This window comes from Roseateles cavernae (genome assembly GCF_040187885.1).
Taxonomy (GTDB): domain Bacteria; phylum Pseudomonadota; class Gammaproteobacteria; order Burkholderiales; family Burkholderiaceae_C; genus Roseateles_E; species Roseateles_E cavernae.
On the sequence record NZ_JBDPLH010000015.1, the window covers coordinates 49,347 to 72,577 of the forward strand.

The window sequence follows — 23,231 nt, forward strand, 5'->3', positions numbered from 1 at the left end:
GCTCAGAACTTCCAGTCGATGGCCAGGCTGAGGCTGCGCGGCGCGCCCAGATAGGGCAGGCTGCTGCCAAGACTGGCCACATAGCGTTCATCGCCGAGGTTGTCGACGCGGGCCTGCAACGTGGTCTGGCGGTCAATCTTCAGCGTGGCGCTGGCGCCGACCAGGTTGTAGGCGCCGTCCCAGACCGTGTTGGCGACATTGGCATAGCGCTTGCCGACATGGCGCCAGTCCAGGCCCAGGCCCAGGCTCTGCAGCGGCTGCCAGTCCAGCGCGGCGCCGGCCACCCAGCTCGGCACATTGGCGGGGGTCTGGCCGGCGCGCGAGACCGTGCCTTCGGTGAAGGCTTTGTAGCGCGCACGGGTGTGGCTCAGCTGACCGCTCAGGCGCAGCTGGGCGCTGGGCCGCCACTGCGCGCTGAGCTCAAGGCCGCGGCTGCTCTGCGCACCGACCGGCAGCGCGTTCGTGCTGTCGTTCGGGTCGGTGATGGAGAAGTTCTTGCGGCGCAGGTCGTAGAACGCCAGCGTGGCCTGGCCGCGTCCCTGGTCGAAGGCGAGCTTGCTGCCGATCTCGACCTGGCGGCCGCGCGTCAGCTCGAAGCTGCGCAGCGCACTGGCGCCGGCCGTGGCCAGCACGCCGGACGGCGGGTCGGCGGCGCTGCTGGCCTGGGCATAGACCTGCCAATCCTTGCTGAGGTCCTTGACCAGGCCCAGCCGGCCGGTCAGCGGCTTGAAGTCGGTCGTGAACAGGGCCGGATTGGTGGCTGTCACGGTGCGGTAGTTGCGCACATCCAGCGCGATGCGGTCCCAGCGCAAGGCGCTGACCAGGGCATAGCCGCCGCCCAGCACGGTGCGGTTCTCGACGAACAGCGCCAGCGTGCGCAGCAGATTGCTGGCGCCAGGGCTGTAGCCGGGCTTGATGCCCGGGGTGCTGTAGAAGTAGCTGGCGGCGGGCTGGTAGGGATCGGTGCTGCCGAAGGGCCCGGCCACCGACAGCGGGAAGCGGGTCTGGCGGTTGAAGCTCCAATCGATGCCGGCCGCGAAGTCCGAGCGCAGGCCCGCGATCTCGCTGCCGTGGCTCAGCTCGGTGCGGCTGCCCCAGACGCGCTGGTCATGGCGCTGCAGCAGCGCATCGCGGCGCTCGACCGCGCTATTGCCGTTCTTGAAGACATAGGTCTCGACGTTCTCATAGTCGCGCAGCGCGTCGTAGAGGTAGAGCGTGTGGCTCAGCCGCGTGCGTTCGCTGAGGCGCCATTCCAGGATCGAGCGGGCCCAGGTCACGTCCTGCTGATAGCGGCCGTCGAGCGCGTTGTAATTGACGCCCAAGGTGGCGGCATCGAACTTCAGTTGCCCGGCAGGCACCGTGCCGTCGGCCGCGCGCAGCATCGGCGTGCCCCAGTAGGGTTGCATGACCTTCTCATGCTGGCGCTCGACGGCCAGGGTGTGGGTCAGGCCGGCGCTCAGCGGCGCCAGCCAGGAGGCGCTGGCCTGCCAGGACGTGCGCTCGCGGCCCTGGGTCCACAGCGCGCCTTCGTTGCGGTTCAGCTCGACACGCAAGACCTGGCCCCCGACGCCGCGCTGCAGGCTGGCCGAGCCCTGGGCACCGCGGTCGCCCAGACCCAGGCGCAGGCGGCTGATGTCGCCGCTGCGGTCCGCGATCTTGCTGATCACATTGATCGTGCCGCCGACCGCGCCGGAGCCGTTCAGAAAGCTCGAGGCGCCGCCGATGGCCTCGACCCGCTCGACCATCCAGCTGTCCAGCGGCCGCGCGGCGATCGCGTCGTACTGCACGCTGATGCCGTTATAGAGCTGGGACAGCGAGCCCGAGCCGAAGCCGCGGTAGAACACCGTGCCGGCCGAACCCGGCGGGTCGGCGAAGACCACGCCGGGCACGCTCTTGAGCACCTCCTGGGTGTTGGCATAGGCGCGCCGCTCGATCTCGTCGCGCGAGACCACGGTCACGCTGGCCGGGGTCTCGCGCAGGCTCAGGCCCAGGCGGGAGCTGCTGCCGGCGGCCTCGTCGAGGTCGCTGCGCTGGGCGCTGCCGGTGACCAGGACCGGCTGCAGTTGTTCATGTTGATGGGCACGGGCGTGGGCGCAGGCCAGCATGGCCAGCACGCTGATCAGATGTTTTTTCATTGACGGACATGACAGTGAGGCCGGCCGCTGCCATCAAGAAGGCAGGGCCGGCGAAATCGGTGGGAGCGAAGAAGGGACTGTCAGGTCGTCAGCGGGGGCGCGCGCGCCTGGGCTGTGGCCCAGACGGCGAGCAGGCGCGGGGCGCGCCAGAAAGCGAGCGGGCGCTCGAAGCCGAGCACCGGCGAGGCGCCGGCGGGCAGGGTCGGCGGCGGGGCCGCGTGATCGATGGGCAGCGTGCACAGCGGGCAGTGCTCGCCCCAGGCGCTGCTCTTCTTGCCCAGCTCCAGCGGCGCCAGCGGATCCTCGGCCAGGGCCGCCGTGTCCAGGCGCACAAAGCCGGGGCCTTGCACGGTGCAGACCTCGACCCAGACGCTGTCGGAGCGGGTCTGCAGCGCGTGGGCAAGACCCGGCACCAGGGCCGCCCACAGCAACGCCAGCACGGCCAGCAAGGCCGTGCAGCGGTGGGTGAGGGAGGGCTTGCGCTTGGGCATCGGATGCGGATTCTAGGCGCCGCCGCGATCCGCCTTATTGCGCCGGGTCACGAATCTCCCAGCGGACCTTGTCGATCTCGGCCAGCAGCTCGGGTGCCAGCACCGTGCCCCAGGCGGCGATGTCCTCGTCGAGCTGGGCCTGGCTGGTGACGCCGATGATGGTGCTGGCGGTCTGCCAGCGGCCATAGCACCAGGCCAGCGCCATGCGGGTGGGCGTCAGCCCATGGTCAAGGGCCAGCGCGTTGTAGCGCCGCGCGGCCGCCAGCGTCTCGGGCCGGGCCCAGCGCTGCTTCTTCATGCTCTCGAACAAGGCCAGCCGGCCGGCCGCCGGGTCGGCCAGGCCGCTGGCGTCGTACTTGCCGGTCAGCGTACCGAAGGCCAGCGGCGAGTAGGCCAGCAGCGACACCTGGTGACGGTACAGCGCCTCGTCCAGCCCGTTCTCGGGCACGCGGTTGACCAGGCTGTAGGCGTTCTGCACCGAGACCACGCGCGGCAGGCCCTGCTGCTCGGCCAGATGGACGAACTCGGCCACCCCATACGGCGTCTCGTTGGACAGCCCGATGTGGCGCACCTTGCCGGCCTTGACCAGCTGGCCCAGCGCTTCGAGCTGGGCCAGGATGGGCGTGACCGGCTGGTCCTTGGCAGGCTCGAAGAACTGGCCGCCGAACATCGGCACATGGCGGGCCGGCCAGTGGATCTGGTAGAGGTCGATATGGTCGATCTGCAGGCGCTGCAGGCTGGCCTCGCAGGCGCTGATGATGTCGGCGGCCGTCAGATCGGGCGAGCCCTGGCGTATCCAGCCATAGCCGCGCGAGGGGCCGCTGACCTTGGTCGCGATCACCAGCTTCTCGCGCAGGCCCGGCCGGCTGCTGAGCCAGCGGCCGATGATGCGTTCGGTATCGGCAAAGGTCTCGGCGCGGGCCGGCACCGGGTACATCTCGGCCATGTCGATGAAGTTGATGCCCTGGGCCACGGCGCTGTCCAGCAAGGCATGGCTGGCGGCCTCGTCGACCTGCTCGCCGAAGGTCATCGTGCCCAGGCAGAGCCGGCTGACGCGCAAGTCCGAGCGGCCCAATGTGGTGAATTCCATCTTTCTTTACTCCTGGCTCCTGCGGCATGCAGGCCTGATCAGGCGGCAGTGTGCCGCAAGTCGCGGTCGGCCATCCCCGATCGCTATGCGCCCGGATACTTTTTGCTTTACATCTATTTTTTATTGTTTTACAGTAAATTTCTTGTCAACAAATGGCCACCATGAGCACCCACACCAGCCATTTCGGCGGCCAGCGCCGCATCCAGGGCCTGATACGGCTGGTGCGCCTGCTGGCCCTGGTGGGCGGTGCGGCCCAGCTGCTGCTGCCCCTGCTGTTCTGGAGCCAGCCGGAGTGGGTGGCCCGGGTGGCACGCCAGGAATGGGGCTCCAGCGCCGCCAACCTGCAACTGGACGGAGGCTCCCGCCTGGCCGGACTCGCGGCCTCGGCCCTGCCGGCCCTGGTAGGCGCCTGGGCGATGTGGCAGGTCTGGTGCCTGTTCGGCTGCTATGCGCGCGGCGAGCTGCTGGCGCTGGCGCCGGTGCGTCATCTGCACCGCCTGGGCCTGGCACTGGTCGGCCTGGCGCTGGCGATGCCGCTGGGCCAGACCCTGGCCCTGCTGGCTCTGACCCTGGGCAACCCGCCCGGCGAGCGCCAGCTGGCGCTGACGCTGTCGTCCGAACACTATCTGTGCCTGCTGTTCGGCCTGATGCTGCTGGCCATTGCTGCGGTGATGCGCGAGGCGGTGCGGGTGGCGGACGAAAACGCCGAATTCATCTGAGCATGGCAAGCGGCATGCCCATTCTCGTGACCCTGGACCTGATGCTGGCGCGGCGCAAGATGCGCTCGCGCGAGCTGGCCGAGCGCATCGGCATCACCGAGGCCAATCTCTCGCTGCTGAAATCCGGCAAGGTGCGCGGCGTGCGCTTCGAGACGCTGGCGCGCATCTGCGCGGTGCTGGACTGCCAGCCCGGCGATCTGCTGGGCTACGAGGCCGGGCCGGAAGCGCCCGGCGAGGGGCCGGACGCATGAGGGTAAAGACGATGCGGGCCCGGCTGGCGCTGCTGCTGGTCGTGCTGATCCACGGCCTGCTGTGGCTGCTGCTGACGCAGGGGAACTCGCCCGCACCGGTGCACAAACCCGAGCGGCAGCTGATCAGCCTGCGCCTGCAGCCCCTGTCTAGACCAGTAACCCGCCCACAGCCGGCACCGGCCGCGCGCAGACCGACTGGCAGCCCACAGCCACGCGCCGTAGCACGGACGCCCCCCCACACGATCAGCGCGCCGCCGGTCCCCGACACCCCAGCGCCCGCGCTCGCCGCCAGCCCCTCCGCCGCGTCGCCCGCCTCCGCTCCCTTGCCCTCGCTGCTTGACAGCGAGGGCACCCGCCGCGCGGTGCGCCAGGCCGCGCTGAGCGCACCGGAGGCGGCGCGGGCGAAATCCCTGCCCGAGACCACCCAGCAGCGCCTGGGCCAGGACATCGCGAAAAGCGCCGACGGCGACTGCCTGAAGGGCGAGTTCGCCGGCGCCGGCATGGGCTTGCTGAGCGCGCCCTTCTGGCTGCTGGCCGAGGCGCGTGGCAAGTGCAGACGCTGAGCCAACAAACCATCCGATCAACCAGGGAGTCCCCCATGACCAAGCCGATCTGGCTGCTGTACTTCATCGCCCTGCCCGCTGCACTGGCGCAGACGCCGCCACCCGCCCAGCTCGACACCGTCCAGGTCGGCCTGGTGCGCGACCCCGCCGCGATGCCTTACGAGCGCATGAACACCATGCTGCAGGGGCTGAGAAAATACGGCCAGGGCCTGATCGTGATGGACTTCAAGCTGGGGCCCAAGACCTTCGCGGCCCAGCCCGCGCCCAAGCTGGCGGTGGCCCATGAGGAGGGCTATCTGCCGATCAAGGTCGACGCCGAGGGCCGCTTCGAGCTGCCCTTGCTGCCGCCCGAACAGGCCAAGGGGGCCGAGCTGGCCAGCAATATCCCGCGCGGCGCCGCCGAGATGCAGGGCCGCATCCGCCTGACCACGCCGCCCGAGCAGCTGAGCATGGCCACGGTGCGCCGCATCATGGGCATCGCCCGCACCCTGCGCAGCGAGTTGCTGCCCTGGTATGCCCGCTGGCTGTTCCCGCAGATCCAGGGCGTGCGGGTCTGCAGCGCCGAGCCCAAATGGGAGCTGGAGTGGCGCGACGAGCAGGGCCAGCTGCTGGGCCTGCCGCTGGCGGCCGAGCCCAAGGACCGCGACCCCGACGCGCCCAAGGACAAGCCCAGCCCGCCCTGCACCACGCTGACCGGCGCCGAGCCCTGGCCCGACGCAGCCCGCCTGGTGGCGCCGGCCGATGCCCGGCTCAGCGTGCGGCTGACGAGCTCAAGGGCGCAGTAACGCCGGCTGCCCGCGCCCGCTCCTCCTCCTGCCGCCGCAGCACGCCGCGCTGCAGCTTGCCGGTGGTGGTCATCGGCAGGGCCTCGATGAACTCGATCTCCTTCGGGTATTCGTAGGGCGCCAGCCGGCCCTTGACATGGGCTTGCAGCTCGGCGATCAGCGCCGCCGAGCCGTGCCGCCCCGGGGCCAGCACCACATAGGCCTTGACCAGGGCGCCGCGCTCGGCATCGGGTTTGGGCACCACGGCAGCGTTCGCGACCGCCGCATGCTTGACCAGGCAGTTCTCGATCTCGCTGGGGCCGATGCGGTAGCCGGCCGACTTGAAGACGTCGTCGCTGCGGCCCTGATACCAGAGGTAGCCGTCCTTGTCCTGCAGCGCCATATCGCCGGTGCGGCACCAGCTGTCCTCGGGGTCGCCGGTGAACTTGGCCCGGGTCGCGTCCGCGCGGCCCCAGTAGCCCAGGAAGAAGACCGGGTCGGGATGGCCGTGCACATCGCGCCGGTGCACCGCCACATCGCCGGCCACGCCCGGGGGACAGGTCTTGCCCTCGGCGTCGATCACCGCGACCCGGTGGCCCGGATAGGCCCGCCCCATGCTGCCGGGCCGGGCCGGCCAGAAGCGGCTGCAGTTGCCCACCACATAGTTGATCTCGGTCTGGCCGAACATCTCGTTGACCGTCACGCCCAGCTGCTCGCGACAGTAGGCAAACACCGCATCGCCGACCGCCTCGCCGGCGCTCATGATGGCCTCGAGCTTGAGCGCATAGCGCTCGCGCGGCCGCGGCAACGCCTTCATCATCGCCTTCAGCGCGGTGGGGAACAAAAAGGTGTGGGTCACGCCATGGGCGGCCATCAGCTCGAAGGCCTTGTCCGGCGCGAAGCGGCCCTGGTAGGCGACGATGGGCCGGCCGAAATACAGCGTCGGCAAGAGCGCATCCATCAGCCCGCCAGTCCAGGCCCAGTCGGCCGGGCTCCAGAACACCGCCTGCGTGCCCTTCTCCGGCGCGGCCGGGTCGAAGCCGAACCAGTTCTGGCTTGCGACAAAGCCGCTCAGATTGCCGATCAGCGCGCGGTTCGGGATCAGCGCGCCCTTGGGCGGGCCGGTCGTGCCGCTGGTGTAGATCAGCACCGCGGCCTCGTCGGCCTTGGTCCGCTCGGCCGTGAAGCGGGCATCCTCGGCCTGCAGCGCGGCCATCCAGCCGATCTCGTCGCAGTCAGCCTGGCATTCACCGACGACGATCAGATGGCGCAGCGCCGGGCAGCGCGCGCGCACGCCACGCAGCGCCTCCAGCGCCGCGCATTCGACCAGGGCCAGCACCGCAGCGCTGTCCTGCAGCCGGTACTCCAGCGCCTCGGGGCCGAACAGCATGGACAGCGGCATCGCCACCGCGCCGAGCTGGCTGATCGCAATCTGGGCCACTGCGGTCTCGAAACGCTGCGGCAGCACCACCGCGACCCGGTCGCCGCGCCGCACGCCCAGGCGCCGCAGCGCATTGCTGAGCCGGTTCGCGGCGCGCTGCAGCTGGCCGTAGCTGTAGTGCGCGCGGCAGCCGCTGTCGCTGTCGAACAGCACGGCGGTGGCCTCGGGCGTGTCGCGGGCCCAGCGGCCGCAGCAGGCCTCGGCGATATTGAAATACTCGGGCACCTGCCAGCGGAACGCGCTGTGCAGTGCCAGGTAGGCATCTTCTTGTTGCTTGGTGGTCATCGGGCCTCCGCCTCGCGCTCCAACGAGCCGCTGAGGGTAGCGAGCGCAGGCAGCGGCGGCCTCATGGCTTACCCTAGCGCCATGCTGACCACGATTTATCACAACCCCCGCTGCTCCAAGTCCCGCGAGGCCCTGGCCCTGCTGCAGGCCCAGGGCCTGAAGCCGATGGTGATCGAGTACCTGAAGACACCGCCCGATGTGGCCGAGCTGCAGGGCCTTGTGGCCCTGCTGGGCCTGCCGGTGCGCGAGCTGCTGCGCAGCGGTGAGGACGAGTACCAGCGCCTCGGCCTGGCCGATCCGTCGCTGGACGAGCCGACCCTGCTGGCCGCGATGGCCGCCCACCCCATCCTGCTGCAGCGCCCGATCGTTGTGCACGGCCGGCGTGCGCTGATCGCCCGGCCGCCGGAGCTGCTGCTAGGCTGGCTCTGAGACGCGGCGCCGCTTGCTGCCGGCCGCCAGCAAGCGGGCGGCCGACTCGCCCGGCCTCGGCCGGCCTCAGCAGCAGCGCTTGCCGGCGGTCTTGCTGCTCAGCGTCGGCGGGTTTTCCTGGCCCGGCGGGTTCAGCGGCAGATACTCTTTCTCGGTCGCGGCGGTCACCAGGATCAGGCCCTGGCGCAGCTTGTCGTGGGTGACGTCGATGGTGGCCATATAGACCGGTGCCAGCAGGCGCTGCGCCTTGCGCTTGGACAGGCTCAGATAGCCGAAACGCAGGCCCTCGCGGCACTCGAAGTCGATCGGGCGGTCCTGCTTGCCGCGCTGCAGCTCGAACTTCGCCTGCAGCTGGTTCAGCAGCTGGCGCAGCGCGCGCTCCGGGTGCAGCGGCTTGGCGCGGTCCAGCGCTTCGCCGCCGGGGCTGCGCAACAGGGTCGAGAGCATGTCGAACTCGCCGTTGCCGGCAATCTGCAGCGCCGCCGAGGCCGGGCCCAGCACCGGGATGCCCTCGATGTGATGCCGGAAGGCGCCGATCGCGCGGCACAGCACCGGCTCGCTCTGATGACCGCTGCGGTCGGTGGCGGCCGCCTTGATCTGCCACAGCCGCTCGAAGCTCAGCGTCTCGCCGCGCCCCAGCGCGTCATGCAGGCCCAGCGACTGCAGCAGCTTGGCCGTGTGATCGGCGAGCTGCTGCTTGGGCTGGGTCTCCTTGAACAGCGCCTCCATCGGCGCCAGCCCGCTGCTGAGCTTGACGGCGCCGCTGGCGTGGTAAAGCACGGCCCTGGCGCCCTCGGGCAGGCGCACCAGCGTGTGGTCGTCGAAGGTCTCCCACTGGCCGCGCTCGAAGTTCTGGTCGCAAGCCTCGCTGCTGCCCTTGAGCAGCTTGCGCAGGCGGCGCTGCTGCTCGTCGACCGAGCTGCGCCGCAGCTCCAGGATGGCCAGCTCGGCGGGCAGCTCCTGCTTGAAGGACGAAGCCAGCGATTCCATCAGTTGATTGATGTCCATGATGTTGATGTCCGGTAAGAGGTTGTTGAACGCGTCAGCCTTCGGTGCTCAGCCCTCGGTCCAGCGCCACAGCAGGCAGGCCTGGCGGCTGGGCGGCAGATCGGGCACGACGCTGCCATGGCCCCACAGATGGTCGCGATTGAGCGCGCTCAGGTCCCAGCGGACATTGCCGTTGTTCCAGGTGGCAGCGTCGCCGACGCAGACGGTGATCGGGTGGTTGTCGACGGCCCAGTCGGAGACGCCGTCATGCCAGGCATGCGAGACGGTGTCGCCATGCACCAGGTTGTGGGCCACGTCCTCGCCGCACTCGTCGGTGGTCCAGGCGTCGTACATGTTCTCCCAGGCGCCGCAGTAGATGTGCAGGCCGCTGAAGATGTTCCACAGCCCGGCCACATTGTTGCGATCCACCGTCTTGCAGGAATAGGCCATCACCCATTCGGCGTTCCAGTTCTCGCCCAGTTGCCAGTCGCCCGAGAAGGTGAACCAGCCGGTCTGCGGCGTGTCGTAAAGCATCAGCGCCTGGCCGTCGGCGGTGTGGTTGCCATGGGTCTCGATCCAGAACAGATCGACATCGTCGACCCAGCTGCGATCACCGCCGCCGCGGTCGTTGTCGCGGATGTCGGTCTCCCAGCAGTCGGTATTGGCCCAGTAGAACGCACGGCCGTGGCCGGCGCTGCGCAGCTTGCTGTCGAAGCCGTTGGCGCGGTTGAATGTGTAGGTCAGGTCACTCGATGTGGTCACGCCGGCGGCGCGGGCGTGGTTGCAGTAGCGAATGGCTTCGATGCCGAATCTGGCCATGATTGCCTCCTTGGCTGGTCCGCAGCCAGCGTGGATTCGCTGGCTTGCTGTGCAGACTAGGCAGGTGGCGCCGCGCGCTCTACGGTCAAACTTGGGGGACCCGCGCTTCTAGGGAGGCCGCACACGCGGCTCTTCATCAGTCTGCATGACAGCATCTGGTGCATGCACCGGGGCCTCAGGGCGGCGAGTCCGCCAGCTGCGCCTTCAGATACTTCAGAAAGGCCTGGGCCGCATGCGAGAGCGTGCGGCCCATCAAGGTCTGCACGACGATATTGCGCAGATCCAGGCCGCGGTCGCGCAGGCGCACGCAGGCCAGCTCGCCGCGGTCGACCTGGTAGCGGATCGAGATCTCGCCGGAGATCGTCACGCCCTCCTCCTGGTGGCGCAGAAAGCCGAACAGGCTGCCGATGTAGTTGCTGGTCAGGATAGGCGCGACGCTCAGGCGCTGGCGGCTGCAAGCGATGTCGAAGAGCTGGCGCACCGTGGTGTCCTGCTCGGGCAGCGCGATCGGATAGGCCAGCAGCTGGGACAGGCTGACCTGCTTGAAGCGCGTCAGCGGGTGGCCGGCGCGCATCACCGCCAGCACCGGCGAGGGCTGCGAATGCTCGACCTTCAGGTCCTTCTCGGCGCTGCGGCTCATCGTGATGCCGATGTCGGCATCACCCTGCAGCACGCGGCGCGTCGCCTCGGCCGGCGGGTCGACCGAGAGATGGAACTGGATGCCCGGATGCTGGCGCGAGAAGTCGGCGATCAGGCGCGGCATGAACTCCATCGAGAAGCCCTCCGTCGAGGCCAGGTGCACGCGGCCGCGCTGCATGCCCTTGAGCGCCTGGATGTCGTGCACCGCGCGCTCGGCGTCGTGGGCCGACTTCAGCGCGTGCACGGCCAGCACCTCGCCGGCCGCGCTGGGCACCATGCCGCGCGCATGGCGGTCGAACAAGGTCGCGCCCAGCAGGTCCTCCAGATGGGCGATATGGCGGCTGATCGAGGAGGCCGCGACGTTCAGCCGCTGCGAGGCCTCGCTGATCGATCCGCAGCGGATCACCTCGAGGAAATAGCGCAGCGCGGTGTCCTGCAACTGGCGGGCAATGAGGGGATTGTTGGACATCAGGGTTAACGCCTGGCTTGCCTTTTAGGCATCGCAGGCCTCGAAATTTGGAAATGGCGCAAAGCTCGCGCTGGTCGCATTCTTGCCGACATCGCGATGTTTTTCGCCCGGACTGACGAAGGAATCGACCGCCATGCGCCTGACTGCTATCGCCGCCCTGCTGATGTCTTCGACGCTTGCCGCACCCCTCAGTGCATACGCCGGCAAGACCAACGACACCCTGGTCTATGCCTCGGACAACGAGGTCGAGAACGTCAGCCCGTATCACAACAATATGCGCGAGGGCGTGATCCTGGCGAATATGGCCTGGGACACCCTGATCCATCGCGACACCAAGACCGGCGAGTACAAGCCCCAGCTCGCCACCGCCTGGAAGTGGGAATCTCCGACCGCGCTGCTGCTGACCCTGCGGCCCGGCGTCAGCTTCCACAACGGCGACAAGTTCTCGGCCGACGATGTGGTGTTCACCTTCAACACCGTGACCGGCCCCGACGCCAAGATCGCGACGCGCCAGAACACCGACTGGATCAAGGATGTGGTCAAGCTCAGCGAGACCCAGGTGCGCATCAACCTGAAGACGCCCTTCCCGGCCGCGCTCGAATACCTGGCAGGGCCGACGCCGATCTATCCGGCCGCCTACTTCAAGAAGGTCGGCCTGGAAGGCTTCAGCAAGGCGCCCGTCGGCACCGGCCCCTACAAGATCACCGCGGTGACACCGGGCCAGGGCGTGACCATGGCCAAGAACACCAGCTACTTCAAGGACAGCCCGCTGGGCCAGCCGCAGATCGGCACGGTCAAGTTCGTCGTGATCCGCGACCCCGAGGCGCGCGCCGCCCAACTGATGACCGGCGCGGTCGACTGGATCTGGCGCGTACCGGCCGACCAGGCCGAGTCCTTCAAGGTCATGCCCAAGATGAGCGTGCTCAGCGGCGAGACCATGCGGGTGGGCTTCCTGTCCATCAACAACAATGGCACGACACCGGAGAGCGCGCCCTTCAAGGACCCGCGCGTGCGCCAGGCACTGAACCATGCGATCAACCGCAAGGGCATGGCCGACAACCTGGTGCGCGGCGGCAGCCAGCCGGTCTACGCGCCCTGCTTCCGCACCCAGTTCGGCTGCGATACCACGAGCGTCGTGAAGTACGACTACAACCCCGCCAAGGCCAAGGCCCTGCTGGCCGAGGCCGGCTATGCCAACGGCTTCGACACCGACCTCTGGGCCTATCGCGAGCGCGACTATGCCGAGGCCATCATCGGCGACCTGCGCAAGGTCGGCATCCGCGCGCGCCTGCACTTCGTTCAGTACCCGGCCCTGCGCAACGAGCTGCGCTCGGGCCGGGCGCCGCTGAGCTTCCAGGCCTGGGGCTCGTTCTCGATCAACGATGCCTCCGCCTTCGTCGGCAACTACTTCAAGGGTGGCCCCGACGACACCGCCAAGGACCCGCAGACCATCGCGCTGCTGCAGACCGCCGACGCCACCGTCGACAAGGCCGAGCGCAAGACCAAGTACGCGAAGGCGCTGCAGCGCATCTCCACCGAGGCCTTCTGGGCCCCGATGTTCTCCTACTCGACCAACTACGCCTTCAGTTCGGACCTGAAGTTCGAGGCCCAGCCGGACGAGCTGCCGCGCTTCTTCAAGGCGAGCTGGAAGTAAAGAGCCACCAAGCCGGGAGTGCTGCCATGCTGATCTACATCCTGCGCCGACTGCTGGTGGCCTGCAGCGTGATGCTGACGGTCGCCGTGCTCAGCTTCATGCTGCTACACCTGTCGGGCGACCTGGCCACCGCGATCGCCGGGGCCGAGTCGACATCGGCCGACATCGAGAAGATACGCGTGCAGTACGGCCTGGACCGGCCGATCACGACGCAGTTCTTCGACTGGCTGGGCGCGGCGGCGCGGCTGGACTTCGGCCGCTCCTTCTACTTCCAGAACACCGTGATGGAGCTGATCGGCGAGCGCCTGCCGATCACGCTCAAACTCGGCGCGGTGGCTCTGCTGCTGGCCGTCGCGGTGGCGATCCCGCTGGGCGTGCTGGCCGCGATCTATCGCGACAGCTGGGTCGACCGCGTCGCGCTGATGATCGCGGTCGTCGGCCAGGCCATGCCGAACTTCTGGTTCGCGCTGACCCTGATCCTGATCTTCGCGGTGGGCCTGCAATGGCTGCCGGTCGCGGGCAACGAGAGCTGGCTGCATTTCGTGCTGCCGGCCATCGCGCTGGGCTATTACGCGATGCCTTCGCTGATGCGGCTGACGCGCGCCGGCATGCTGGACGTGCTGGGCTCGGACTACATCCGCACCGCCCGTGCCAAGGGCCTGAGCCCGGCCCGCGTCGTCTTCAAGCATGCGCTGCGCAACGCCATCATCCCCGTGGTCGCGCTGGCCGCGGTGGAGCTGGGCTTCATGCTGGGCGGCTCGGTGGTGATCGAGTCGGTCTATTCGCTGCAAGGCCTGGGCCAGCTGGCCTGGGACTCGATCGCGCGCAACGACTATCCGGTCGTGCAGGCCGTCGTGCTGATCATCGCCAGCTTCTACATCGCGCTGACCTTCCTCGCCGACGTGCTGAACGCCGCGCTCGACCCGCGCATGCGCACCAAGGAGTAAGCCGCCATGAGCTCCACCACGCAAGCCCTCCCCGCGCCCCTGGCCAAACCGGCGCTGCCGCGCTGGTTGCGCCGCGTCTTCGGCCATCACGGCCTGACCCTGGGCAGCCTGATACTCGGCGCCATCGCGCTGGCCGCGCTGTTCGCGCCCTGGATCGCGCCGCATGACCCCTTCGCGCAGGACATCAGCCAGCGCCTGATCCCGCCGGTCTGGCATGAGCGCGGTTCCTGGGAACACATGCTGGGCACCGACAAGCTGGGCCGCGACTATCTGAGCCGCTTGCTGTACGGCGCGCGTGTCTCGTTGCTGATCGGCCTGTCGGCCGCGCTGATCTCGGGCCTGATCGGCACGACCATGGGCCTGCTGGCCGGCTATTTCGGCGGCAAGGTCGATGCGGTGGTCAGCTACATGATCACGACACGGCTGGCGATGCCGGTGGTGCTGGTGGCACTGGCGATGAGCTCGCTGGTGGGCGGCTCGCTGAAGGTCGTGATCGTGCTCTTGGGCCTGCTGCTGTGGGACCGCTTTGCCATCGTCACCCGCTCGGCCACCCAGCAGCTGCGTGACGCCGAGTTCATTTCGGCTGCCAAGGCCCTGGGCGCATCGACACCCTACATCCTGCTGCGCGAGCTGCTGCCGAACCTGATGAGCGCGCTGACGGTGGTCACCACGCTGGAGATGGCCCACGCCATCCTGCTGGAATCGACGCTGTCCTTCCTGGGCCTGGGCGTGCAGCCGCCGACACCGTCCTGGGGCCTGATGGTGGCCGAGGGCAAGGCCTATATGTTCTTCCAGCCCTGGGTCATCGTGATCCCGGGCCTGGTGCTGGCCCTGCTGGTGCTGGCGATCAATCTGGTCGGCGACGGCATCCGGGACATCACGGCCCCCGATGGCCGCAACTGAGGAGCGAGCGATGAGCGAGGACGTTCTGCTGGACGTGAAGAACCTGCGCGTCGACCTGCCCACCGAGCGGGGCCTGCTGCACGCGGTGCGCGGCATCGACTTCCAGGTGCGGCGCGGCGAGATGCTGTGCCTGGTGGGCGAATCGGGCTGCGGCAAGTCGATGACCTCGCTGGCGCTGATGGGTCTGCTGCCGCGCAAGGCGCAGCGCAGCGCCGAGCACATCCGCTTCGCCGGTCAGGACCTGCAAGGGCTCAAGGAGCGCGAGATGGCGCGGCTGCGCGGCGCCCGCATCGCGATGATCTTCCAGGAGCCGATGACCTCGCTGAACCCCTCCTACACCTTGGGCGACCAGCTCTGCGAAGCGCTGCGCGCGCATCGCAAGGTCAGCGCCGCCCAGGCCCGTGAGCGTGCGGTCTACCTGCTGGAGCGCGCCGGCATGCCGCAGGCGGCCGAGCGCCTGGGCCAGTATCCGCACCAGCTCTCCGGCGGCCTGCGCCAGCGCGTGATGATCGCGATGGCGCTGATGTGCGAGCCCGAGCTGATCATTGCCGACGAACCCACCACGGCGCTGGACGTGACCATCCAGGCCCAGATCCTGCGGCTGATACGCGAGCTGCAGCAGGAGTTCGGCACCGCGGTGGTCTTCATCACCCATGACCTGGGCGTGGTCGCGCGCATCGCCGACCGGGTCGCGGTGATGTATGCGGGCCAGATCGTCGAGACCGCGCCGGTGGCCGAGCTGTTCGCGCGCCCCACCCATCCCTACACCCGCGGCCTGCTGGGCTGCATCCCGGTGCGCGGCAAGACGCTGCCCGGCAGCCGGCTGCAATCGATCCCCGGCGTCGTGCCCAGCCTGATCGGCCCGGTCGAGGGCTGCGCCTTCGCGAACCGCTGCGCGCAGGCGCAGGCCCTGTGCCAGCAGACGCCGCTGAATGTGCCGCTCAATGAGAGACACACCGTGCGCTGCGTGTCGGCCCGCCCGGATGTCGCCCTGATTGCGGAGGCCGCATGATCGAAGCGAATGACATCGCGCTGGAACTCTGCGCGCTGAGCCGGCGCTTCAAGCTCAAGCGCGGCCTGTTCCGCGCGCCGGGCGTGATCACCGCGGTGGACAACATCTCCTTGCGCATCCGCCGCGGCGAGACGCTGGGCCTGGTCGGTGAATCGGGCTGCGGCAAGAGCACGCTGGCCAAGATCCTGCTGGGCTTGCTCAAGCCCAGCGCGGGCAATGTGCTGGTCGATGGCAAGGAGGTCAATCCGCGCGAGCGCCGTGCGCTGGCCCGCCGCATCCAGCCGATCTTCCAGGACCCGTACTCGTCGCTGAACCCGCGCCGCACCGTGGCCGACAGTGTCAGCGTGCCGCTGCGCCTGCACCGGGTCGGCACGGCCGCCGAACAGCAGGCCAGCGTCAAGAAGATGCTGGACCTGGTCGGCCTGCCCGAGCGCACGCACGGCCAGTACCCGAGCCAGCTCTCCGGCGGCCAGCGCCAGCGGGTGGCCATTGCGCGCGCCCTGGTGCTGCGGCCCGACATCCTGATCTGCGACGAGCCGACCTCGGCGCTGGACGTCTCGGTCCAGGCCCAGATCCTGAACCTGCTGATGGACCTGAAGGCCGAGTTCGGCCTGACCTATCTCTTCATCAGCCATGACCTGGGCGTCGTCGAGCATCTGGTCGACCGCGTGGCCGTGATGTACAAAGGCCAGATCGTCGAACTCGGCCCCCGCGAACAGATCTTTGACCGCCCGGCCCATGCCTACACCCGCATGCTGCTGGCCTCGGCGCTGACGCCCGAGCCGGGCCTGGGCATCCCCGATATCGACCGCGTCGCGGTCGCCTGATTTTTCTGAAGGAGACTCCGCTCATGAGCCGCGAACAAGCCATCGCCCAGACCCTCGCCACCTTCGACGACGGGCGCTTCCTGCAGACGCTGGCGCGCCGCGTCGCCTACAAGACCGAAAGCCAGGACCCCGCCAGCGGGCCCATCCTGCACGCCTACCTGAACGAAGAGATCGCACCCTATCTGCAGACCCTCGGCTTCAGCTCCCGCATCGTCAACAACCCGGTGCCGGGCAAGAGCCCCTTCTTGCTGGCCGAGCGCATCGAGCCCGGCGCGGCCTTCACGGTGCTGACCTATGGCCACGGCGATGTCGTGCGTGGTTATGACGCGCAGTGGCGCGATGGACTCAAGCCCTGGGACATCGTCGTCGAGGGCAATCGCTGGTATGGCCGCGGCACGGCCGACAACAAGGGCCAGCACAGCATCAATCTGAGCGCGCTGGAGCAGGTGCTGGCGGTGCGCGGCGGCACGCTGGGCTACAACGTCAAGATCATTCTGGAGATGGGCGAGGAAGACGGCTCGCCCGGCTTGAACGAGGTCTGCGCGCTGCATGCCGAGCTTCTGAAGGCAGATCTCTTCCTGGCCTCTGATGGCCCGCGCGTTGCGGCCAGCAAGCCGACGATGTTCCTCGGCTCGCGCGGTGTCTTCAATTTCGACCTGCACCTGAAGCTGCGCGAGGGCGGCCACCACTCGGGCAACTGGGGCGGCCTCTTGCGCAATCCCGGCATCCGCCTGGCCCATGCGATCGCCAGCCTGGTCGACGAGCATGGCCGCATCCTGGTGCCGGGCCTCTTGCCGCCCGAGCTACCGGCCAGCGTGCGCAGCGCGCTGAAACTCATCGAGGTCGGCGGCGGCCCGGACGATCCCGAGATCGACCCCGACTGGGGCGAGCCCGGCCTGACGCCGACCGAGCGCGTGATCGGCTGGAACAGCCTGGAGGTCCTGGCCTTCACCTGCGGCAACCCGACCATGCCGGTGCATGCGATCCCGCCGACGGCGCGCGCGCACTGCCATATGCGCTATGTCGTCGGCAGCGATCCGGCGCAGTTTCTGCATCACATCCGCGAGCACCTGCTGGCGCAGGGCTTCGACGATGTCGAGGTGCGCGGCACCGATGTGCACATGGCCGCGACGCGGCTGGACCCCGATGACGCCTGGGTGCGCTGGGGCCTGGCCTCGATGGAGCGCAGCAGCGGCAAGACGCCAGCCCTGCTGCCCAATCTGGGCGGCTCGCTGCCCAACGATGTGTTCTCCGAAACCCTGGGCCTGCCCACGCTGTGGGTGCCGCACTCCTATGCGGCCTGCTCCCAGCACGCGCCCAACGAGCACATCCTGGCCGACCTGAGCCGCGAGGCGCTGCAGATCATGGCGGGGATGTTCTGGGACCTGGCCGAAGAAGGGCCGGCCGTGCAGCGGCAGCGGACTTGAGGGGCTGAAGACGGCGGCTGTCTACACTGGGCTCTGGCCGACCCACACCGGGGTCAGGTCCTGCCTCAGGAGGAGATGGACGCACATGGAAGCGCAGTGGCTTGTCATCGTGGTCGGCGCCGCTGTCGCCGGCTTTGTGCAGGGCTTGTCGGGCTTCGGCTTCGGCCTCACCGCGATGTCCTTCTGGGCCTGGTCGCTGGAGCCTATGCTGGCCGCCTCGCTGGCGGTGTTCGGCTCGCTGACCGGCCAGATCGTCGCGGCCGTGACCGTGCGGCGCGGCTTCGACTGGCGCGCGCTGCTGCCCTTTCTGCTCGGCGGTGCCGCCGGCATTCCGATCGGCGTGGCCATCCTGCCGGTGCTGGATGTGCCCTGGTTCAAGGCGGGGCTGGGCCTGTTCCTGGTGCTGTGGTGTCCGGCGATGTTGCTCAGCGCCAGCCTGCCCCGCATCCAGCGCGGCGGCCGCGTCGCCGACGGCATCGCCGGCGCGCTGGGCGGCATGATGGGCGGCCTCGGCGGCTTCACCGGCACGATACCGACCCTGTGGTGCACCCTGCGCGGCTTCGCCAAGGACAAGCAGCGCACCATCATCCAGAACTTCAACCTGGCCGCGCTGAGCGTCACGATGGCCATCTATCTGGCCAAGGGCATCGTCACCGGCGAGATGCTGCCGATGTTCGCCGTGGTCGCCCCCGCGCTGCTGCTGCCCAGCCTGCTCGGCGCGCGGCTGTACCGCAGCATCTCGGAGACCGGCTTTCGCCGTCTGGTGCTGAGCCTGCTGACGCTGTCGGGACTGGCCCTGCTGGCCTCGGCCGTGCCGCAGCTGCTGCAGCGCCTCTGACACCAGCGCTGCGTGGTCCGACTGTCGACGCCTGCCGGGCTCGATTTGGGCGATCAGCGCATCGTCAAGGTGACATCCTGTGACAGCCGCCATGCTTGCAGCGCCGACTGAGCGAACATCTGGGGTCTGACTGCCCTTCCCAGGATTTCCGTGGACACCATCGTCGCCCAGCTCGCCGTCTCCCTGCCCGCCGCTCGCTCGCTGGAGCAGCTGACACGCCCGCTGCTGGAGATGCTCGGCAAGGTGACCGGCCTGGAGTCGACCTACCTGACCTCGATCGACCTCGAGGCCGGCCAACAGCATGTGCGCTTCTCCCGCAACAGCGGGTCGATGGAAATTCCCGAGGGGCTGACCGTGCCGTGGTCGGACACGCTGTGCAAGCGCGCCCTCGAGGAGGGCCGCATGAGCACCAGCGATGTGTCCGACTGCTGGGGCGATTCGGACGCGGCGCGCGCTTTGGGCATCCAGACCTATGTCAGCACGCCGGTGCGCGGCGGCGAAGACGAACTGCTGGGCACGCTGTGTGCGGCCAGTTCGACCAGCGTCGCCATCTCGCCCGATGCCGAGGCCGTGATGCGGCTGTTCTCGCAGCTGGTCTCGACCTTCATCGAGCGCGAGCGCCTGGTCGAACGGCTGCAGCAGGCCAATGCACAGCTGCTGGACTATGCGATGCGCGATGCGCTGACAGGGCTGCCGAACCGGCGCGCCCTGGACGAGGAACTGACCCGTCTGCTCAGCCAGGCCCGGCGCGACGGCCGCAGCGTGCTGATCGGCGTGCTGGACCTCGACGGCTTCAAGCAGATCAACGACAGCTTGGGCCATGCCTGCGGCGACCTGTTTCTGCAGGAGATGGCGCGCCGGCTCTCGGCCGTGCTGCGCGGCTCGGACATGCTGGGTCGGCTCGGCGGCGACGAGTTCGTGCTGCTCGGGCCGGGCCCGGCCCTGGCGGCCGGAGGGCTGCCGGGCAGTGAGGGCACGCTCGCCGCGGCCGAGCTGCAGCGGCGCTTTGCCGCGGCCTCGGCGGGCCGCTTCCAGCTCGGTGATCAGTCCGTGGACTATGCCGGCGCCAGCCTCGGCGTCGTCGCCCTGGCACCCGGCGGCATGGCGACCGAGGCCGCCATCCGGCTGGCCGACGCTGCGATGTACGAGATCAAGCGTCAGCGCAAGCAGACCGCGCCAAGCCCCAGCCCGGACCCGGTAGTGATCGCATAAGCGGTCCTGCCGGCACCCGCTTGGCCAGGCCCTGTCCCCGGGGCCGGTCGACAACAGCGTGCAAGTCCGGCGACGTTGGTAGGCGGGGGCATGGGTGGGTGAAGCCACGGTCGTCGGCCGAGTGCCACGCCGTCCCCCAAAGCTCCCTGGAACTTTCCCAAACCCGTCGCGACACGCCCCGGTGCAAGCGTCTGTCAAAGGTCCGGGAGCGCGCTACGCTGCCCTACACTGCCCCGTAGCCCCAAGCACCCCCACCCGTCCAGACGACGGGTCCCAACAAGGAGCGCCCCGATGACTCAACCCCATGCCTTGAGCAGCACGAAACGACTGGGCCAGGCCCTGCTGCTCACCTTCAGTGCCAGCTGCCTGCTGGCCTGGGCGCCGCAAGCACTGGCCGCCTCGGCCGCGCCGGTGGCCGCCGAGAACGGCATGGTGGTCTCGGCCCAGCACCTGGCGACCCGGGTCGGCGTCGATGTGCTGAAGGATGGCGGCAACGCGATCGATGCGGCGGTGGCCGTCGGTTATGCGTTGGCCGTGGTCTATCCGGCCGCCGGCAATCTGGGCGGCGGCGGCTTCATGACGCTGCAGCTGGCCGACGGGCGCAAGACTTTTCTGGACTTCCGGGAGAAGGCGCCGCTGGCCGCGACGGCCAATATGTACCTCGACAAGGACGGCAATGTCATCAAGGGCCTGAGCACCCACGGCCATCTGGCCGTGGGCGTGCCCGGCAGCGTCTCGGGCCTGGAATACGCGCGCGAGAAGTACGGCACGCTGAAGCGCCCCGCCCTGCTGGCGCCGGCCGTCGCGCTGGCCGAGCAGGGCTTTGTGCTGAACCAGGGCGATATCGAGATGCTGCGCACCGCGACCGCCGACTTCCGCAAGGACCCGGCCTCGGCGGCGATCTTTCTGAAGAAGGGCGGCGAGCCCTTCGAGGTCGGCGACAAGCTGGTGCAGCAAGACCTGGCACGCACGCTGAAGGCGATCAGCGCCCAGGGCCCGGCCGGCTTCTACAAGGGCGCGGTCGCTGCGGCCCTGGTCAAGAGCAGCCAGGGCGGCGGCGGCATCATCACGCAGGCCGATCTGGACCAGTACACGACCCGCGAGATGGCGCCGATCGAGTGCGACTACCGCGGCCTGCGCGTGATCTCGGCGCCGCCGCCCAGCAGCGGCGGCGTCATCATCTGCGAGATGCTCAACATCCTGGAGGGCTACCCGCTGAAGGACTGGGGCTTCCGCTCGGCGCAGGCGGTGCACCACCAGATCGAAGCGATGCGCCACGCCTATGTGGACCGCAACAGCTATCTGGGCGACCCCGACTTCGTCAAGAACCCGATCGCGCGGCTGACCGACAAGGCCTATGCCGCGCAGATCCGCGCGGTGATCGACCCGAACAAGGCCGGCGTCTCCAAGGACATCAAGCCCGGCGTCGCGCCGCACGAGGGCAGCAACACCACGCACTACTCGATCGCCGATCGCTGGGGCAATGCGGTCTCGGTGACCTACACGCTGAACGACTGGTTCGGCGCCAAGGTCACGGCCGCCGGCACCGGCGTGCTCTTGAACAACGAGATGGACGACTTCACCGCCAAGATCGGCGTGCCCAATATCTACGGCCTGGTGCAGGGCGAGGCCAATGCGATCGCCCCGGGCAAGCGCCCGCTGTCCTCGATGAGCCCGACCATCGTCAGCAAGGACGGCCAGCCGGTCATGGTGGTCGGCACGCCCGGCGGCAGCCGCATCATCACGGCCGTGCTGCACTCGCTGCTCAATGTGATCGACTACGGCATGACGGTGCAGGAGGCGGTGGACGCGCCGCGCTTTCACCAGCAGTGGCTGCCCGACCTGACCAATGTCGAGACCTTCGCGCTCTCGCCCGACACCCGTGCGCTGCTCGAAGCCAAGGGCCACAAGCTCGGCGCGCCGCAGCCCGCCAACCATATGGCCGCCATCCTGATCGGCGCGCCCTCGCTGGGCGGCAAGCCGGTCGGCAAGCACCGCTTCTACGGCGCCAATGATCCGCGGCGCAATAGTGGCTTGGCGCTGGGGTATTGAGAAGGGGACCTCGTCGTGGCTCCATGGCGCTCCAGCGTTGGAGCCGCCGCGAGATCCAGACCGATGCCGTGGAACGTCCTTACTTAGGCATCATTGGCTGTCACCGAGCATATGGCGGCGATTGATCTTGGCTTGCCGAAACGTGGCGTGCGAAGTTGTCCAGGATTGCCTGCCAGCCGCTGCGCTGAGCCTCCTCGGAGTGGCTGTCCTCGCTGTCGAATGTCACCGTGACAGTGACACCGGTGGGGCCTTCCGAAAACTCCACCAAACCGATCCGCCCGCCAAATGTGTATTCGATGAGTTTGTGCGGCGTGACCTGCGTGTACTCGCCTTCAAAGTCGAACCCAAAGGAGCCGTCCTTCGCCTCCATGCGAGATGAGAACTTGCCGCCCACACGGAGATCGACTGTGGACGCCGTGGTGTGCCAATCTGGGGACGCAGTGTTCCAAATCTTGATGTCGTCGGGCGAGTTGTACCTGCGCCAGACCTCAGCGATGGGGGCTGCGACGACGGTGGATACGGTGACTTTCATTCAAGCTCCAATGAGTGGGACGTGGGTTATGAAGTCCCATGTTCGAACCAACCGGATCACTGCTGCGAAACGGCTTGGACCGCCGTAGCGAGCCCGGTGCTCGAGCGATGGGCTAGACCGCGCGTCAGTTCGTGATATGGATGGTGCTCTGGCCCGCTTGAGGGCATGCTTTCTCTTGCTGTGGAACGTTTGAATTCAGCGGACCAGCCAGCGAAGCTGGCGCAGGTCTGATGCAATGAGGGGTTACGCCCCACTTTGTAGATGCAGACTCGCGTCCGTCTCTTCAAACACCCGGAATCCTAGGCGTTCGTACAGTCGTTGGGCCGGATTCACTCGAAGCACCCAGAGCCGAACCGGCACGCCAAGTTGTCTGGAGAGGAGCAAGACGTCTTCTATGAGCTTGGTGCCAACGCCTTGACCCTGATGCTCAGGCAGTATGAAAACTTGGTTTATGTCGATATGGGTTGGATGCTTATCTACTCGAGTCATGCCCGCGGCTCGGTTGTTCACATCCACGATGCGCAGCCTACCTCGGGTAATGTCCTCGGTGATTTGAGCTCGGGCCTCGTCGGCGTTCCAGACGCCCCACGTAGACTCCACGTAACCGCGCATGGTTGTCTCGCGAAGTGAGTACGCGAAATCCGTATCCTCTCGGAGCGCGAGGCGAGTGGAGACTGCGAGGGGCATTGGTTGTGCGGCTTAACGTACAAGGTAAACGGACCAGCCAGCGTAGCTGGCGCAGGTC

The 23,231-nt window shown here is 68.3% G+C and carries 23 protein-coding genes; 14 read left to right on the top strand and 9 right to left on the bottom strand.

Features of this window, described 5'->3' with window-relative positions:
- Nucleotides 1-2: 2 nt before the first annotated feature.
- The 3 genes from ABGI63_RS24195 to ABGI63_RS24205 form a co-directional block, all read right to left on the bottom strand.
- A complete protein-coding gene (locus tag ABGI63_RS24195; RefSeq protein ID WP_349745120.1) occupies nt 3-2,135 on the bottom strand; it encodes a TonB-dependent receptor in 2,133 nt (710 codons plus the stop codon).
- Nucleotides 2,136-2,215: 80 nt separating this feature from the next.
- Nucleotides 2,216-2,626, bottom strand: a complete 411-nt coding sequence (locus ABGI63_RS24200; protein ID WP_349745121.1) for a DUF2946 family protein — start codon at nt 2,624-2,626, stop codon at nt 2,216-2,218.
- Between the two features lie 34 nt (nt 2,627-2,660).
- The gene (locus ABGI63_RS24205; protein WP_349745122.1) at nt 2,661-3,716 is read right to left on the bottom strand and encodes an aldo/keto reductase; all 1,056 of its coding nucleotides are present in this window, start codon (nt 3,714-3,716) and stop codon (nt 2,661-2,663) included.
- 161 nt (nt 3,717-3,877) lie between these two features.
- Between ABGI63_RS24205 and ABGI63_RS24210 the strand changes: the two genes are divergently transcribed.
- Genes ABGI63_RS24210 through ABGI63_RS24225 form a run of 4 tightly spaced genes read left to right on the top strand, consistent with a single transcriptional unit; the run spans nt 3,878 to nt 6,034 of the window.
- Nucleotides 3,878-4,435: a DUF2975 domain-containing protein gene (locus tag ABGI63_RS24210; protein WP_349745123.1), complete on the top strand. Its 558-nt coding sequence runs from the start codon at nt 3,878-3,880 to the stop codon at nt 4,433-4,435.
- Between the two features lie 14 nt (nt 4,436-4,449).
- Nucleotides 4,450-4,686, top strand: coding sequence for a helix-turn-helix domain-containing protein (locus ABGI63_RS24215; protein ID WP_137945174.1), 237 nt, complete (start codon nt 4,450-4,452; stop codon nt 4,684-4,686).
- The gene (locus tag ABGI63_RS24220) at nt 4,683-5,249 is read left to right on the top strand and encodes a hypothetical protein (protein WP_349745124.1); all 567 of its coding nucleotides are present in this window, start codon (nt 4,683-4,685) and stop codon (nt 5,247-5,249) included. Before ABGI63_RS24215 ends, ABGI63_RS24220 begins: the two co-directional genes overlap by 4 nt.
- A gap of 35 nt (nt 5,250-5,284) precedes the next feature.
- A complete protein-coding gene (locus ABGI63_RS24225; protein WP_349745125.1) occupies nt 5,285-6,034 on the top strand; it encodes a hypothetical protein in 750 nt (249 codons plus the stop codon).
- On the opposite strand, the gene ABGI63_RS24230 is transcribed toward ABGI63_RS24225, so the two are convergent.
- Nucleotides 6,000-7,739, bottom strand: coding sequence for an acetate--CoA ligase (locus tag ABGI63_RS24230; protein WP_349745126.1), 1,740 nt, complete (start codon nt 7,737-7,739; stop codon nt 6,000-6,002). The two genes, ABGI63_RS24225 and ABGI63_RS24230, sit on opposite strands and share 35 nt — an antisense overlap.
- An 84-nt stretch (nt 7,740-7,823) precedes the next feature.
- Here ABGI63_RS24230 and arsC point away from each other — a divergent pair, with 84 nt between their 5' ends.
- A complete protein-coding gene (gene arsC / locus ABGI63_RS24235) occupies nt 7,824-8,168 on the top strand; it encodes an arsenate reductase (glutaredoxin) (protein ID WP_349745143.1) in 345 nt (114 codons plus the stop codon).
- 66 nt (nt 8,169-8,234) lie between these two features.
- Here the strand turns inward: arsC and ABGI63_RS24240 are convergent, their stop codons facing one another.
- The 3 genes from ABGI63_RS24240 to ABGI63_RS24250 form a co-directional block, all read right to left on the bottom strand.
- Nucleotides 8,235-9,176 carry a hypothetical protein gene (locus ABGI63_RS24240; protein ID WP_349745127.1) on the bottom strand — a complete coding sequence of 314 codons (942 nt, stop codon included), beginning with the start codon at nt 9,174-9,176 and terminating at the stop codon, nt 8,235-8,237.
- Between the two features lie 48 nt (nt 9,177-9,224).
- Nucleotides 9,225-9,974 (bottom strand): DUF6345 domain-containing protein, encoded by a 750-nt coding sequence (locus ABGI63_RS24245; RefSeq protein ID WP_349745128.1) that lies wholly within the window; start codon nt 9,972-9,974, stop codon nt 9,225-9,227.
- A gap of 175 nt (nt 9,975-10,149) precedes the next feature.
- Nucleotides 10,150-11,082 carry a LysR family transcriptional regulator gene (locus tag ABGI63_RS24250; RefSeq protein WP_349745129.1) on the bottom strand — a complete coding sequence of 311 codons (933 nt, stop codon included), beginning with the start codon at nt 11,080-11,082 and terminating at the stop codon, nt 10,150-10,152.
- Between the two features lie 133 nt (nt 11,083-11,215).
- Here ABGI63_RS24250 and ABGI63_RS24255 point away from each other — a divergent pair, with 133 nt between their 5' ends.
- From ABGI63_RS24255 to ggt, 9 genes are all read left to right on the top strand, one after another.
- Nucleotides 11,216-12,736, top strand: a complete 1,521-nt coding sequence (locus ABGI63_RS24255; RefSeq protein WP_349745130.1) for an ABC transporter substrate-binding protein — start codon at nt 11,216-11,218, stop codon at nt 12,734-12,736.
- Nucleotides 12,737-12,762: 26 nt separating this feature from the next.
- Nucleotides 12,763-13,683 carry an ABC transporter permease gene (locus tag ABGI63_RS24260; RefSeq protein ID WP_349745131.1) on the top strand — a complete coding sequence of 307 codons (921 nt, stop codon included), beginning with the start codon at nt 12,763-12,765 and terminating at the stop codon, nt 13,681-13,683.
- A 6-nt stretch (nt 13,684-13,689) separates the two neighbouring features.
- Entirely contained in the window at nt 13,690-14,586 is an 897-nt protein-coding gene (locus ABGI63_RS24265) for an ABC transporter permease (RefSeq protein ID WP_349745132.1), read from the top strand.
- A gap of 10 nt (nt 14,587-14,596) precedes the next feature.
- Entirely contained in the window at nt 14,597-15,598 is a 1,002-nt protein-coding gene (locus tag ABGI63_RS24270; protein WP_349745133.1) for an ABC transporter ATP-binding protein, read from the top strand.
- A complete protein-coding gene (locus ABGI63_RS24275) occupies nt 15,595-16,425 on the top strand; it encodes an ATP-binding cassette domain-containing protein (RefSeq protein ID WP_349745134.1) in 831 nt (276 codons plus the stop codon). The genes ABGI63_RS24270 and ABGI63_RS24275 overlap by 4 nt, the downstream gene beginning before the upstream one ends.
- Before the next feature lie 23 nt (nt 16,426-16,448).
- On the top strand, nt 16,449-17,852 hold the full coding sequence (locus ABGI63_RS24280) for a M20 family metallopeptidase (protein WP_349745135.1): 1,404 nt from the start codon (nt 16,449-16,451) through the stop codon (nt 17,850-17,852).
- Nucleotides 17,853-17,937: 85 nt separating this feature from the next.
- Entirely contained in the window at nt 17,938-18,690 is a 753-nt protein-coding gene (locus ABGI63_RS24285) for a sulfite exporter TauE/SafE family protein (protein ID WP_349745136.1), read from the top strand.
- Between the two features lie 150 nt (nt 18,691-18,840).
- Complete coding sequence (locus ABGI63_RS24290; protein ID WP_349745137.1) at nt 18,841-19,902, top strand: GGDEF domain-containing protein; 1,062 nt, start codon at nt 18,841-18,843, stop codon at nt 19,900-19,902.
- Nucleotides 19,903-20,193: 291 nt separating this feature from the next.
- Entirely contained in the window at nt 20,194-21,954 is a 1,761-nt protein-coding gene (gene ggt, locus ABGI63_RS24295; protein WP_349745138.1) for a gamma-glutamyltransferase, read from the top strand.
- 100 nt (nt 21,955-22,054) lie between these two features.
- Here ggt and ABGI63_RS24300 read toward each other — a convergent pair whose 3' ends face one another.
- Both ABGI63_RS24300 and ABGI63_RS24305 read right to left on the bottom strand, forming a co-directional pair.
- On the bottom strand, nt 22,055-22,486 hold the full coding sequence (locus ABGI63_RS24300) for an SRPBCC domain-containing protein (RefSeq protein WP_349745139.1): 432 nt from the start codon (nt 22,484-22,486) through the stop codon (nt 22,055-22,057).
- Nucleotides 22,487-22,729: 243 nt separating this feature from the next.
- Complete coding sequence (locus ABGI63_RS24305) at nt 22,730-23,173, bottom strand: GNAT family N-acetyltransferase (RefSeq protein ID WP_349745140.1); 444 nt, start codon at nt 23,171-23,173, stop codon at nt 22,730-22,732.
- Nucleotides 23,174-23,231: the final 58 nt, after the last annotated feature.

Excerpts from the sequence above, each read along its gene's own strand:
- ABGI63_RS24240 (WP_349745127.1), bottom strand. The coding sequence starts at position 9,176 with ATGGACATCAATCAACTGATGGAATCGCTGGCTTCGTCCTTCAAGCAG.
- ABGI63_RS24210 (WP_349745123.1), top strand. The coding sequence starts at position 3,878 with ATGAGCACCCACACCAGCCATTTCGGCGGCCAGCGCCGCATCCAGGGC.
- ABGI63_RS24300 (WP_349745139.1), bottom strand. The coding sequence starts at position 22,486 with ATGAAAGTCACCGTATCCACCGTCGTCGCAGCCCCCATCGCTGAGGTC.
- ABGI63_RS24205 (WP_349745122.1), bottom strand. The coding sequence starts at position 3,716 with ATGGAATTCACCACATTGGGCCGCTCGGACTTGCGCGTCAGCCGGCTC.
- ABGI63_RS24195 (WP_349745120.1), bottom strand. The coding sequence starts at position 2,135 with ATGAAAAAACATCTGATCAGCGTGCTGGCCATGCTGGCCTGCGCCCAC.
- ABGI63_RS24255 (WP_349745130.1), top strand. The coding sequence starts at position 11,216 with ATGCGCCTGACTGCTATCGCCGCCCTGCTGATGTCTTCGACGCTTGCC.
- ABGI63_RS24215 (WP_137945174.1), top strand. The coding sequence starts at position 4,450 with ATGCCCATTCTCGTGACCCTGGACCTGATGCTGGCGCGGCGCAAGATG.
- ABGI63_RS24270 (WP_349745133.1), top strand. The coding sequence starts at position 14,597 with ATGAGCGAGGACGTTCTGCTGGACGTGAAGAACCTGCGCGTCGACCTG.
- ABGI63_RS24200 (WP_349745121.1), bottom strand. The coding sequence starts at position 2,626 with ATGCCCAAGCGCAAGCCCTCCCTCACCCACCGCTGCACGGCCTTGCTG.
- ABGI63_RS24220 (WP_349745124.1), top strand. The coding sequence starts at position 4,683 with ATGAGGGTAAAGACGATGCGGGCCCGGCTGGCGCTGCTGCTGGTCGTG.
- ABGI63_RS24260 (WP_349745131.1), top strand. The coding sequence starts at position 12,763 with ATGCTGATCTACATCCTGCGCCGACTGCTGGTGGCCTGCAGCGTGATG.
- ABGI63_RS24250 (WP_349745129.1), bottom strand. The coding sequence starts at position 11,082 with ATGTCCAACAATCCCCTCATTGCCCGCCAGTTGCAGGACACCGCGCTG.
- ABGI63_RS24275 (WP_349745134.1), top strand. The coding sequence starts at position 15,595 with ATGATCGAAGCGAATGACATCGCGCTGGAACTCTGCGCGCTGAGCCGG.
- ABGI63_RS24305 (WP_349745140.1), bottom strand. The coding sequence starts at position 23,173 with ATGCCCCTCGCAGTCTCCACTCGCCTCGCGCTCCGAGAGGATACGGAT.
- ggt (WP_349745138.1), top strand. The coding sequence starts at position 20,194 with ATGACTCAACCCCATGCCTTGAGCAGCACGAAACGACTGGGCCAGGCC.
- ABGI63_RS24280 (WP_349745135.1), top strand. The coding sequence starts at position 16,449 with ATGAGCCGCGAACAAGCCATCGCCCAGACCCTCGCCACCTTCGACGAC.
- ABGI63_RS24225 (WP_349745125.1), top strand. The coding sequence starts at position 5,285 with ATGACCAAGCCGATCTGGCTGCTGTACTTCATCGCCCTGCCCGCTGCA.
- ABGI63_RS24265 (WP_349745132.1), top strand. The coding sequence starts at position 13,690 with ATGAGCTCCACCACGCAAGCCCTCCCCGCGCCCCTGGCCAAACCGGCG.
- ABGI63_RS24230 (WP_349745126.1), bottom strand. The coding sequence starts at position 7,739 with ATGACCACCAAGCAACAAGAAGATGCCTACCTGGCACTGCACAGCGCG.
- ABGI63_RS24285 (WP_349745136.1), top strand. The coding sequence starts at position 17,938 with ATGGAAGCGCAGTGGCTTGTCATCGTGGTCGGCGCCGCTGTCGCCGGC.
- ABGI63_RS24245 (WP_349745128.1), bottom strand. The coding sequence starts at position 9,974 with ATGGCCAGATTCGGCATCGAAGCCATTCGCTACTGCAACCACGCCCGC.